The organism is Microlunatus speluncae (assembly GCF_009299835.1).
Lineage (GTDB): Bacteria > Actinomycetota > Actinomycetes > Propionibacteriales > Propionibacteriaceae > Microlunatus > Microlunatus speluncae.
Genome location: NZ_VKCZ01000012.1, coordinates 41,193 through 53,126, shown reverse-complemented (window position 1 = coordinate 53,126; position 11,934 = coordinate 41,193). Strand labels below are relative to the sequence as shown.

The following is an 11,934-nucleotide window of genomic DNA, read 5'->3' as shown; positions in this document are numbered from 1 at the left end:
ACGTATACTAGATTTCTACGTATACGAGTGCGAGCCCGCTCGCGCCGCCGGCCACCGAGGAGATCCCGATGACGACCGCCGACACCGTTCCGTACGGCATCCCGCTCGACCGCGAACGTCCGTTCGACCCGCCCGCCGCCGTGATGGCGCTGCATCGCGAAGCACCGTTGCGGCGGCTGCGGTACTACCCGGACGGTGCGCTCGGGTGGCTCGTCACCAGCCATCGGCTCGGCCGCCTGGTGCTGGCCGACCCGCGCTTCAAATCCCGGTTCACCGCTCCGGTCAAGGTCCCAGTGCCGATGCCCGGGCTGGAGGAGTTCGCCGGCTTCGAGGGCGACCTGCCGGTGACGCCGGGGATGTTCATCGAGATGGACGGCGCGGAGCACACCCGGCTGCGGCGCAAGCTCACCGGCGTCTTCACCGTCCGCCGGATGAAGCGGATGGAGCCGCTGATCGCCGACATCGTCGACGCCCGGCTCGACCTGCTCGAATCCGCGGGTGCTCCCGTCGATCTGGCTGCCGAGTTCGCGCTGCCGGTGCCGTCGCTGGTCATCTGCGAACTGCTCGGCGTCCCGTACGCCGATCGTGATCATTTCCTGGCCGATTCCTCGACCCTGTTGACGATGACCGCGACGATGGAGGAGAAGGGGCTCGCGCAGCAGCGCATCTTCGGCTATCTCGGCGAGCTCGTCGCCGCCAAGAAGGCCGAGCCGACCGATGATCTGCTGTCCGACCTGGCCGCCGATGATGATCTTTCCGCCGAGGAGATGATCGGTCTCGGCGCGCTGCTGTTGATCGCCGGGCACGAAACCACCGCCAAGATGATCGGCCTGGGCGCGATGGCCCTGTTGGAGAACCGCGACCAGTGGGAGCTGCTGCGGGGCCGGCCGGAGCTGATGGCCGGCGGGGTGGAGGAGCTGCTGCGCTACGTCGGCGTCATCCACACCGGGATCATCCGCCAGGCGCGGGAGGACATCGAGCTGGATGGCGAGTTGATCAAGGCCGGCGAATACCTCACCGTCTCGGTACAGACCGCCAACCGGGACGAGGAACACTTCGCCGACCCGGACATCTTCGACGTCACCAACGAGACCCGCGGGCACCTGACCTTCGGCCACGGCGTGCACCAGTGCCTCGGCCAGCAGCTGGCGCGGATCGAGATGCGGATCGCCTTCGAGCGGCTGATCCGCCGCTTCCCCGACCTGCGGCTGGCCGTCCCGGCGAGCCAGGTGCCGCTGCGCACCGATCAGAACTTCTACGGCGTCACCGAACTGCCCGTCACCTGGAGGAGCTGAGCTCACGATGCGCATCGTTGCTGATCAACACGTCTGCGTCGGCTCGGGCATGTGCGCGCTGACCGCGCCGGAGTATTTCGACCAGGACGAGGAGGACGGCCGCGTCGTGCTGCTCGCCGACGAGGCCGAGGACTGCGACACGGAGGTCCGGGAAGCCGTCCTCCTCTGCCCCTCCGGCGCCCTCCGCCTCGCCTGACCCCGCACCCCCGCACCCCCACTCTCCCGCCGACTTGTCAGAACTGAGTTGTGCCCTGGCACAACTCAGTTCTGACAACTCAGTCGTCGTGGAGGGTGCGCAGGGCGGAGCTGATCATGGACTGGGTGGCGCGGGCGGCGAGGGAGATCCGCTCGAAGACGTGGCTGCCGTGGTCGGCGCCGATCACCCGCAGGGCGGCGACCGGCACGCCGGCCCGGCCGAGTGCGGCGGCGTAGGCCTCGCCGTCGCCGCGGAGCGGATCCAGCTCAGCCGTGATCACGTAGGCCGGCGGCAGCCCGGACAGCTCCTCGGCCAGCAACGGAGACACATACGGGTCGGTCAGCTCACCGGACGGGACATAGGTCCGAAACACCGAGGTCAGCCTCGATCCCCAGCCGTCCCGAGTCTCCTGATCAACGTCGGCCCAGTCGAGATGGCCGCCGGTGAGATCCAGCGCCGCCACCTCCAGGACCTGCAGCCGGACCGGATGGCCAGCGCCGTCCCGGTTGCGCAGCGCCAGCGCGGCGGCGAGATTGCCGCCGGACGAGGTGCCGTCCAGCGCGATCCGGTCCGGGTCGGCGCCGACTTCTGCGGCGTGTTCGACGATCCAGTCCAGGGCCGCGACGCACTGGTCGAGCGCCGCCGGGTAGGGATGTTCGGGGGCGAGCGCGTAGGACAGACAGGCCATGATCACCCCGGCCCCAGCGGCCCGGCGGGCCGCGGGGTGAGCGAACGACGGGTGGTGCAGGCCGCCCTGCTGCCAGCCACCGCCGAACAGAGACAGGCAGATCGGATGCTTCTCCCGGCCCGGCTCGACGCCGGCCGGGTAGAGCAGGCGCAAGATCGTGTCCGGACGTCCCGGGGTCTTGATCAGGTGATCCCGAGTCGGCAGGTCCGGGCCGGCCAGCCCAGCCAGGGGCCAGATCCGATCTTGGTACTCGTCCGCCCGCCGCCGGTGCTCGACCAGGTCATCGGTCGGCAGCTCCGGCGGGACCTGCGCGCGCACCGCGACGACAGCCGGTTCCAGCGGCATCGATCCTCCTCGGTCCCAGTGACGACACAAGGATTGTCCGACACCGACCCGGAGAGCCGGTTCAGTGGGTGGGGGCGGCGGCGGCCCAGATGGCGCGGGCGAAGGTCCCGCGACCGAGGTCGAAGGTGCCGGAGTAGTTGGTGAGCTGGGTGTCGCCGTGCGGTGATCGAAAGATCATCGTGCCCGGCTCGGGTTGTCGCCGCCGCCACCCACCATGGGTCACCGCCCGATGCTCCCGTCTCGCCAGCGGGGCCAGAGCGTCGATGCCGGTCTGACCCGGCGGCCCACCCTCGCCCATCGACCGATAGGGCACGGTGTGATCAAGCTCCAGGTTCCCGGTCGCGGTCGACCACGGGAAACTGCTCCCGGGCCGGGCGAACCGGAGGTAGCGTCTGTGCCGGTCGGGGATCTCGTAGGCATCGACCGGGGCCGGCGGATCGTTCAGATCGACCACCGGAACGACGTTCACCCGGTCATGACCGAGCCAGTCCTTCACCACACCCATCGTGGTCGGCCCGATCCCGGGCACCCGGCAGATCCCGGACCCGGTCTCCAACGATTCCGCCGCGATGTGCACGACCAGGGTCGAGGTCGGCAACAGCAGCGAAGGATCCAGCCCGGCGACCAGCTTCTCGACCGCCGCCTTGAACACGAGCAGGTCTGCATCGGTGATCATGGCCGGCTGATCCCGCAGCGACTGGTGTAGCTCGGACTCCTCGACCGGCTCGTCGGGGTCCTCGCCCGCGACCGGTTGGACCGCGGCGGCGAACTCCTCGGCGAACAGATCAGGCTGCCGCGCCGCGGCCAGGATCCGGGTCGCCTCCAACTCATTACCCAACAACCCGAGCGCTTCAGCGCGGCGTTCGTCCGGCGTGCGGCCATCGGCGGGAAGCGCGTCGGCAAGCTCCTGGATCCGGGCATACAACCGGATCGCCGCGGCCGGTTCGAGACGGGCAAACAGCGACTTCAACCCTTCATCGGAGGTCTGCGACAACCACACCCCGAGCTCGGACTTCCGTTCCGCCGCGACCCGCTCAACCCGTTCGGCATCGACCCGCGCGATCGCCGCCTCCGCCCGATCCCGCAGCTTCGAGAACCCGACCAACCCGGCGAACCCGGCCAGGTCCGCATCAACCTGACCGGCCTGGGCGACGGTGAGGTGATGGGTCATCCGGGCGATCGAGCGGGTCTGCCAGCCCTCCACCTCACACCCCATCACCTTCTCCCACAACAGAGGCAGTCGGTGCCGCACATCGAGCACTTCACCGACGAACCGGGTCCCGGCGAACTCACCCTTCTTGATCGCGACCGCCAGTTCGACCAGGGCCAGATCGTTGACCTCCGGCGTCCCGTCCCCGCCCGGCCGGACCCCCTTCGGCCCGCCCAACAATCGCAGTTCGTCGGGATGGATCGAGTCCGCGGAGTTCGCGTCCGCCCAGGCCGCGGTCCAGGCGATCAGTTCGTTCTCCGCTTCCAGCCGGGCCCGCACCGCGGCCTTGGCAGCTTTGAGGATGTCGTCGGTGCCGTACCCGGCAACCCGCAACTCCAACGACTCGAACATGTGTTCTATTATAGCCGCCACCGCCCACAAACGCAGCAAAACAAGGAAAAACATCCGCTCCCCGAGCCGGTCGAAGCGCCGTCCTGAGCCTGTCGAAGGGGGCCAGCCACATCCATCAACAGTCCACAGCGCCGGACGGAACCGGCCGGTGATCCGACGCCCGAAATCGACCCGACCAGACCACCCCAACCGCCACCATCGACCTGCGCCCAACCGAGCCCGGCCGCCATCCTCACCGACCGCGCCAACCCGCCCGCTCCTTGACGCGTTCTTTCCGACCATCAGGCCGAACAGAGAGGAGATCGCCGGCTTGCCCTTCGACAGGCTCAGGGAACGAACACCCAACCTCCCGATCGATGATCCCCACAGCCGGAGGGAGCGGAGGTCAGCGAAAGATCATCCGCTCCCTGAGCCAGCCAACGTCCCCATCGACGAGCTCAGGTAAGAACACCCGAGACCGAGAACAGAGATTCCCCTCGCTGCCATGGTGATCAACTGCGCAAGGATCGGTGGCGGGAAGATCATCCGCTCCCTGAGCCTGTCGAAGGGGGCAAGCCGGATCGATCAAGGTTTCTCAGCGCCGGACGGAACTGGCCGGCCCTTCGACAAGCTCAGCCTGGATCCACCTGATCTTGGATCGGGCGCCAGGCTGTTCGCTCCCAGAGGCCGGACCCACCAATCAACTCTGCGAGATCCCCCGCCTGACCGGTAATCCGATGTCCGAAATCGACCCAACGTCACCCGAAACCCGCCGACAACCTCCGGATCCCGTCACGTCGGGTCGATTCCGGACACCCCCCACCAAGACCGCCGCCCCGACCAGACCACCCAACCCAGCCGCCTCCATCGACCCACGCCCAACCGTGCCCGGCCGCCATCCTCACCGACCGCGCCAACCCGTCCGCTCCTTAGCGCGTTCTTTTCCGACCATCAGGCCGAAATCGGAGGCGCACCAGCCGGCCTGCCCCCTTCGACATGCTCAGGACGGCGCTTCGACAAGCTCAGGGAACGAACACCCAAACCTCCCGATCGATAAGCCCTACAGCACGAGGAAACGGAGGTCAGCGAAAGATCATCCGCTCCCTGAGCCTGTCGAAGCGCCGTCCTGAGCATGTCGAAGGGGGCAGGCCGGATCGATCAAGGGTTCTCAATGCCGGAGGGATCTGGTCGGCCCCCTTCGACAGGCTCAGGACGGCGCTTCGACGAGCTCAGGGAACGAACGTCCGAACCCGGCCCTGGACAAGACCGCCGGGTCAGATGATCTCCAGCGCGTCGCGATCCGGGAACTCCGGGAAGGGTGCGGTCGGCAGGGTTTGGTACCAGTAGGCGACGGTGGCGATGTCGTCGCGCAACGGCAGATAACGGCCGCCGCTGCGCCAGCCGAGGGCCTGCATGGTGACCCGAAGATCACTGCGGAACCGGATCGGATCGGTGATGTGCCAGCGATACAGACCGAACCGGGTCTGGGTCCGATTGGGATCCACGCCGTCCGGCGAGATGATCACCGGCATCCCGGCGTACGCGGTGGTGAAGGTGTGGTAGCGGCCCTGGTCCTGGAATCCCCAGGCACCGCAGAAGTAGTCCTCGGTGCCGGTGCCGCAGATCGTCGGTGCCTCCTCGGCATCGAGGAACCACTTCAGCTCGCCCTCGCCCCACCAGCCGTTGCTGTTCGCGCCCCAGGCCACCGCGGTGCCGACGTAGTGGCCGCGGCCGGACACGCCGTCGACGATCGTGTACTCCTCCGCGTACGGCAGCGGATTGGTCCGCCGGAACTGGGCGTGGAAATAGGCGGCATCCTCCGGCACCTCGGTCAACTGGTAGTTGACCTGGTAGAACAGCACGCACTCGGTGTCGGCCAGATTCTCCACGGTGATCCGGCAGTGCTGCCGGAACGGCATCTGCCAGTAGCTGTTGAACCCGTTCTTCGGGTTGACGCAGACGGCCAGCGAGGAGATCTGGGCGAACTGGCCCCAACCGGAGGCGAAGAAGTCGTTCAGCGGAGTCTCGACCGACGGATGGTCCTGACCGTCCCAGTAGATCCGCAAGATCAACGACCGGTTCTCGGCGGTGGTGGTCATCCAGATCTGCTGGATCGAGCCCGGGCCGGCGATGTCACCGAGCTCGAAGACCGAGTTCGGCGCGATCTTGACCGCCGGCGCGACCTTCCAGCCGACCCCAAGATCACGGGCGTTCTGCGCGCCCATCCCCTCGGTCGCCAGTGCGCCGGCGCCGCGGTCGCCGGTCGGGTTCTCGGCGGAGAGCGAGCGGGATTCGGCGTCGGACAGCAGATGCAGATTGCCCAGATGCAGTCCGAGGCCGTCGAAGGAAGTCACTGAGTCGGTGTCCCGTCTGTGAGAAGGTGGGCGACCGTGGATCGGATGATCTCTTCGGCGCCAGTGGTGAACCGCCCGGACCGATAGACGTACGGATAGGAGTCGTCGGGCTCGTAGCCACCCTGCCGGACCTGCTCGGCGGTGACCACGTATCCGATCATGCCGTTGGTGTACGGGATCGGCAAGACCCTCCCGTTAGACCACTCCTTCAGCCACAGCCCGTACTCGACCGTCACCTCGGCGTCGAAGCCGAGCAGGGCGAGGTCGTCGGCCAGTTCGAGCATGATCATTCGCAGCGGGATCTCGTCGGTGATCAACTCCCGGTGCGCCAGCAGGTGCCGGCTCCAGTCGCCCCAGATCCCGTCCTCGTCCCGGCGCGCCGCCAGCATGGCCAGCGACGGCGCGTGCAGCGGCAGCCGAGCCTCCGCGGTCCGGGTCCGCAGCACCGAACCACCGGTCGGCTCCAACCCGGCCGCCAACACCTCACCGACCGCGTCGGCCAGCGCGCCCCCGATCCGCTCCAGCTCGGCGTCGCCACCTCGGACGAACCGGTCCCCGTCCAGCACGGCCGGGTCGATGTCGCCGCAACAGCCTTGCAGGAATCCGATCACCGCCTCGTTCCCGGAGCCCGTCGAAGGGTTCTCGAGCCGCTCGACGATCCGGGCCCGGGCCACGCCCGGGAAGTCGGGACCGGTGAGCAGGTCAGCGGTGATCACCGGGTGGCAGGCGTAGTGCGCCAGCAGCGCCTTCACCGAGCCGTCCGGCCGGTCGAAGCTGATCACCGTGACCTCGGGATCGGTCGGCCCGGCCGGATCGGCGCCGCCGACGGCACCGGACGGGTGGGCCAGCCGTCGGTTCATCCCGATCTCGCAGCGGCCGCGACCCCGGGAGACGGCGACGGGTTCCAGGTTCGCGGCGGCCTCGGCCACCGCGGCCAGGGTGCTGGTCTGCAGCAGGTCGAGATAGTCCGGGTCGCCGCGACCGACCAGGGTCGAGAACGTCATCCCGGGCTGCGGCCCGCTGTGGGTGTGCGAGGCGTGCAGCAGTACGGCCTCGGCCGGGATCCCATGCTTCGCGGCGATCCTGGCCCGCAGCGCGTCGGCGATGCCCGGTCCCCACCAGAGCAGATCGGCGCAGGCCAGGACGGCGGTGATCTCCGGATCACCGAAGACGAAGACCTGCACCTCCAGCGGCGCGCGGACCCCGGTCAACGGACCTTCGCGGCCGGCGAATCCGGACAGATCGACCGGATGACGCGGGGTGATGTCGGCGACGGCGGTGCCCAGGGTGGTCATAGGACGTGATCACACTCCCGTAAGTACGAGCGTCGTCGCATAGTGACAACGCGCCTGGCGATTCGAGTCGTCGCCATTTTCAACCGAGGCCAACTCCGGCACCTCGGTGTCGCACCGATCGCTCGCGTACGGGCACCGTGGGTGGAACGCGCAGCCGGCCGGCGGGTTGGCCGGGTCGGGCAGTTCGCCGCGCAGCGGCACCCGCTGGGCCGCGCGGCGCAGCCGGGGATCGGGCCGCGGCAGCGCGCGCAACAGGCTCTCGGTGTACGGATGCCGGGGCCGGGCGTAGAGCTCGTCGGTCGAGGCCTGCTCGACCACCTTGCCGACATACATCACCGCCACCCGGTCGCACAGATGCTGGATCACCGAAAGATCATGGGAGATGAACAGATAGGTGAGATCGAACTGCTCCTGCAGATCCTCCAGCAGGTTGAGGATCTGACTGCGCACCGACACGTCGAGCGCCGACACGGCCTCGTCGGCCACCACCAGCCGCGGCTCGGTGATCAAGGCCCGGGCGATCCCGATCCGCTGCCGTTGGCCGCCGGAGAACGCGTGCGGATAGCGCCGCATGTATTCCGGCCGCAGCCCGACCCGGCGCAGCATCTCCGCCACCCGGTCGCCGATCTCGTCGGGCTTGACCAGCCGCGCCGCGACCAGCGGCTCGGCCACGATCTGCCGCACCGTCAACCGTGGATTCAGCGAACTGTTCGGGTCCTGGAAGACCGTCCGCACCTGGGTCCGGTACGGCTTCAGCTCGCGCCGGCTGAGCCGGGCCAGATCGGTCACCGTACCGTCGGCGTTGGCGTAGTTGATCACGCCGCGATCGGGCCGGTAGCCGCGCAGCACGCACCGGCCGAGGGTCGTCTTGCCGCAGCCGGACTCCCCCACCAGACCGAGCGTCTCGCCCCGCCGGATGTCCAGATCGACGCCCTGCAAGGCCTGCACCACGCTGCGCCGGCCGGGCAGCAGGCCGCGGCCGATCCGGAACGTCATCGAAAGATCACGGATGTCGAGCAGCGGCGTCACTTCTCCCCCACCCCTTCGGTCACGGACTCCGCCGAGGAATAGAGCAGGCACCGCACCGAGCGTCCGCCGTCGCCGTCAGGGGTGGCCGTGTCGATCATGATCGGGAACTCGTTGTCGCACCGGCCGTCGAGGAGCCGGTCGCAGCGGGGGTGGTACGGGCAGCCGTGGGGCCGCGCGTACGGATGCGGCACTGAGCCGGGGATGGTCGCCAGCCGCTGCTTCGACCGTGGCCCGACCATCGGCATCGACCGGAGCAGCCCGGCGGTGTACGGATGCCGCGGCGCGTAGAACAGGTCGTCGACGTCGCAGTGCTCGACCACCAGCCCGAGATACATCACCGCCACCCGGTCGGCGACCTCGGCCACCACACCAAGATCATGGGTGATGAAGATCACCGCCATCCGGTGCCGCTCCTGCAACTCCCGGAACAGGTCGAGGATCTGAGCCTGGATGGTCACGTCCAGCGCCGTGGTCGGCTCGTCGGCGATCAGCAGCCGCGGCCGGCAGGCCAGGGCCATCGCGATCATGGCCCGCTGCCGCATCCCGCCGGACAGCTGGAACGTGTAGGCGTCGACCCGCTGCTCCGGTCGCGGGATCCCGACCTCGCGCAGCGACTCGATCGCCCGGTCCCGGGCCTCGGCCTTGGACACCGGCTCGTGCTCCAGGATGGATTCCATGATCTGTGAGCCGATCGTGTGCACCGGCGACAGCGACGACATCGGCTCCTGGAAGACCATTGCGATCTCCCGGCCGCGCAGCTCCCGGATCGCCTTGCCCTTCGGATCCAGCCCGGCGAGGTCGATCACCGTGCCGTCGGCCCGGCGGTAGTTGATCTTGCCGGCGACCACCTTGCCGGGCGGATCGACCAGCTGCAGGATCGACCGGGCAGTGATCGACTTGCCGCAGCCGGACTCGCCGACGATGGCCAGGGTCTCGCCGGCCCGGACGTCGAGGTCGACCGCTTCGACCGCCCGGACCAGCCCTTCCTGCAGCCGGAAGTGGGTGGCCAGGCCGCGCACCTCGAGCAGGTTCGGTTCAGTTCTCATAGGGGTCCGCCGCATCACGCAATCCGTCTCCAACGAAGTTCAGCGCCATCACGGCGATCACCACCGCAAGGCCGGGCAACAGCAGCCACGGCGCGGAGGCCAGCACCCGGATGTTCTGCGCCTCCTGCAACAGCACGCCCCAGCTGACCACCGGCGCCCGCAGGCCGAGACCGAGGAAGCTGAGTGCCGTCTCGGCCAAGATCATCCCGGGGATCGACAGGGTGAGCGAGGCGATGATGTAGCTGGTCATCCCCGGCAGCAGGTGCCGGACGATGGTCCGCAACCGGCCCACCCCGTCGAACTCGGCCGCCAGCACATAGTCCTCGGTGCGCAGCTCGAGGAACTTGCCCCGGACCACCCGGGCCAGCCCCGTCCAGCCGATTAGGGACAAGATCAACGAGATCGCGAAGTAGGTCTCCAGCGGTCCCCAGTCGGCCGGCACGGCGGCGGCCAGCCCCAACCACAGCGGCAGCGTCGGGATCGACATGATGAACTCGATCCCGCGCTGGATGATCGAATCGGTGGTGCCGCCGAGGTAGCCGGACAGGCCGCCGAGCAGCACGCCGAGCACCAGCCCGATCAGGATGCCGAACAGGCCGATCGACAGCGAGATCCGCGACCCGTAGATGATCCGGGACAGCACGTCGCGGCCCTGCTCGTCGGCGCCGATCAGATAGAACGGCTGGGTGGCGTCCACCGGCCCGAAGAAGTGCCGGTCGCTCGGGATCAGCCCGAACAGCCGGTACGGTTCGCCCCGGGCGAAGAACTGCAGTCCGATCTTGATCGACTCGTCGGGCGTGAAGGTGCGGGCCAGGGTCAGCGGGTCGACCTGGGACCGGTAGCCGTGCACGTACAGCTGCGGTCCGCCGTCCCAACCGAACTGGACCGGTTGCGGCGGCGCGTACGACAGCGAAGCCCGATACGAGTCCTGCCCGGTCGGCGCCCAGAACTCGCAGGTCGCCGCACCGAGATAGGCCAAGATCACGATCACCAGACTGATCAACGCCAGCTTGTGCCGGCGGAACCGCCACCAGACCAGCTTCCACTGCGGCGCCAGATAGACCTCCGCCTCGGACCGGTCCGGTGTCGTCGGCTCAGCCGGGTCAACCGGCTTGCCCCCTTCGACCAGGCTCAGGGAACGAACGGACGTCATGTGGTGATTCCTTCCCGGATCCGCGGGTCGATCGCGGCCAGCGCGAGGTCGGACAGCAGGGTGCCGACCACGGTCAGGGCCGACAGGATGAAGATGATCGACCCGGCCAGATACATGTCCTGCGAGGTCAGGGCCTGCAGCAGCAGTGGTCCGGTGGTCTGCAGCCCGAGCACCTTGGCGATGATCACCTCGCCGCCGATCAGGCCGGGCAGCACCCAGCCGATGGTCGAGATGAACGGGTTGAGGGCGATCCGGACCGGATAGCGGGCGATCACCCGGCGCTCCGAGAGGCCCTTGCTCCGCGCCGTGACCACGTACGGCTTGTGCAGCTCGTCCAGCAGGTTGGCCCGGAACACCCGGATGGTGCCGCCGACGCCGGCCAGGCCGAGCACCAGCACCGGCAACCAGAGGTGGTTGATCAGGTCGAGCAGCTTGCCCAGGTTCCAGTCGGCGTCGACGAACTGCGGCGAGAACAGCCCGCCGACCGAAGTCCCGAAGTAGCGGAACTGGATGAACGCAAACGCCAGCGCGATCACGAACCCGGGGATCGCGATGCCCAGGAAGGCCACCGTGGTGAGGATGTAGTCACCGACCGAGTACTTCCGGACCGCCGAGTAGATGCCGGCCGGCAGCGCGACCAGCCAGCCGATCAGGAAGGTGATCACGCCGAGGAAGACGGTCAGCGGCAACCGTTCGGCGAGCAGGGTGGCGACGGCCCGGTTGTGCTGGAACGACTGGCCGAAGTCGCCGTGCAGCACGATGTTGCTGACCCAGGTCCAGTACTGCACCAGGGCGGGCTGGTCCAGGGCGTAGCGCTGGCGCAGCGCGACCAACTCGGCCGGGTCGACGGTCTGCCCGTTCCGCTGCAGGTTGCCGACGACCGTGCTCAGGTAGTCGCCGGGTGGCAGCTGGATGATCAAGAACGCGACGATCGAGATCAGGAACAGGGTCAGCACCATCGAGCCGAGCCGGCGCAGCAGGAACCAGCCCATC

The 11,934-nt window shown here is 68.4% G+C and carries 10 protein-coding genes; 2 read left to right on the top strand and 8 right to left on the bottom strand.

What is annotated here, in order from left to right; all coding sequences use genetic code 11:
• The first annotated feature begins 68 nt into the window (after positions 1-68).
• Entirely contained in the window at positions 69-1,295 is a 1,227-nt protein-coding gene (locus tag FNH24_RS15555; protein WP_152363128.1) for a cytochrome P450, read from the top strand.
• 7 nt (positions 1,296-1,302) lie between these two features.
• Positions 1,303-1,491 carry a ferredoxin gene (locus tag FNH24_RS15550; protein WP_152363127.1) on the top strand — a complete coding sequence of 63 codons (189 nt, stop codon included), beginning with the start codon at positions 1,303-1,305 and terminating at the stop codon, positions 1,489-1,491.
• Positions 1,492-1,570: 79 nt separating this feature from the next.
• Here FNH24_RS15550 and FNH24_RS15545 read toward each other — a convergent pair whose 3' ends face one another.
• From FNH24_RS15545 to FNH24_RS15510, 8 genes are all read right to left on the bottom strand, one after another.
• The gene (locus FNH24_RS15545; protein WP_152363126.1) at positions 1,571-2,524 is read right to left on the bottom strand and encodes an alpha/beta hydrolase; all 954 of its coding nucleotides are present in this window, start codon (positions 2,522-2,524) and stop codon (positions 1,571-1,573) included.
• Between the two features lie 61 nt (positions 2,525-2,585).
• Positions 2,586-4,085 (bottom strand): DUF222 domain-containing protein, encoded by a 1,500-nt coding sequence (locus tag FNH24_RS15540; RefSeq protein ID WP_161606149.1) that lies wholly within the window; start codon positions 4,083-4,085, stop codon positions 2,586-2,588.
• Between the two features lie 1,253 nt (positions 4,086-5,338).
• Positions 5,339-6,418 carry a glycoside hydrolase family 172 protein gene (locus tag FNH24_RS15535; protein WP_152363124.1) on the bottom strand — a complete coding sequence of 360 codons (1,080 nt, stop codon included), beginning with the start codon at positions 6,416-6,418 and terminating at the stop codon, positions 5,339-5,341.
• Positions 6,415-7,713, bottom strand: coding sequence for a neutral/alkaline non-lysosomal ceramidase N-terminal domain-containing protein (locus tag FNH24_RS15530; protein ID WP_152363123.1), 1,299 nt, complete (start codon positions 7,711-7,713; stop codon positions 6,415-6,417). The genes FNH24_RS15535 and FNH24_RS15530 overlap by 4 nt, the downstream gene beginning before the upstream one ends.
• Before the next feature lie 9 nt (positions 7,714-7,722).
• Positions 7,723-8,742 (bottom strand): ABC transporter ATP-binding protein, encoded by a 1,020-nt coding sequence (locus FNH24_RS15525; RefSeq protein ID WP_246186915.1) that lies wholly within the window; start codon positions 8,740-8,742, stop codon positions 7,723-7,725.
• Entirely contained in the window at positions 8,739-9,788 is a 1,050-nt protein-coding gene (locus FNH24_RS15520; protein ID WP_152363122.1) for an ABC transporter ATP-binding protein, read from the bottom strand. Before FNH24_RS15520 ends, FNH24_RS15525 begins: the two co-directional genes overlap by 4 nt.
• Positions 9,778-10,941: an ABC transporter permease gene (locus FNH24_RS15515; RefSeq protein ID WP_152363121.1), complete on the bottom strand. Its 1,164-nt coding sequence runs from the start codon at positions 10,939-10,941 to the stop codon at positions 9,778-9,780. Before FNH24_RS15515 ends, FNH24_RS15520 begins: the two co-directional genes overlap by 11 nt.
• Positions 10,938-11,933: an ABC transporter permease gene (locus tag FNH24_RS15510; RefSeq protein WP_152363120.1), complete on the bottom strand. Its 996-nt coding sequence runs from the start codon at positions 11,931-11,933 to the stop codon at positions 10,938-10,940. Before FNH24_RS15510 ends, FNH24_RS15515 begins: the two co-directional genes overlap by 4 nt.
• Position 11,934: the final 1 nt, after the last annotated feature.

What these genes read in the sequence shown, in the direction of transcription:
- FNH24_RS15515 (WP_152363121.1), bottom strand. Translation starts at nt 10,941, where the DNA reads ATGACGTCCGTTCGTTCCCTGAGCCTGGTCGAAGGGGGCAAGCCGGTT.
- FNH24_RS15530 (WP_152363123.1), bottom strand. Translation starts at nt 7,713, where the DNA reads ATGACCACCCTGGGCACCGCCGTCGCCGACATCACCCCGCGTCATCCG.
- FNH24_RS15520 (WP_152363122.1), bottom strand. Translation starts at nt 9,788, where the DNA reads ATGAGAACTGAACCGAACCTGCTCGAGGTGCGCGGCCTGGCCACCCAC.
- FNH24_RS15550 (WP_152363127.1), top strand. Translation starts at nt 1,303, where the DNA reads ATGCGCATCGTTGCTGATCAACACGTCTGCGTCGGCTCGGGCATGTGC.
- FNH24_RS15545 (WP_152363126.1), bottom strand. Translation starts at nt 2,524, where the DNA reads ATGCCGCTGGAACCGGCTGTCGTCGCGGTGCGCGCGCAGGTCCCGCCG.
- FNH24_RS15510 (WP_152363120.1), bottom strand. Translation starts at nt 11,933, where the DNA reads ATGGGCTGGTTCCTGCTGCGCCGGCTCGGCTCGATGGTGCTGACCCTG.
- FNH24_RS15555 (WP_152363128.1), top strand. Translation starts at nt 69, where the DNA reads ATGACGACCGCCGACACCGTTCCGTACGGCATCCCGCTCGACCGCGAA.
- FNH24_RS15540 (WP_161606149.1), bottom strand. Translation starts at nt 4,085, where the DNA reads ATGTTCGAGTCGTTGGAGTTGCGGGTTGCCGGGTACGGCACCGACGAC.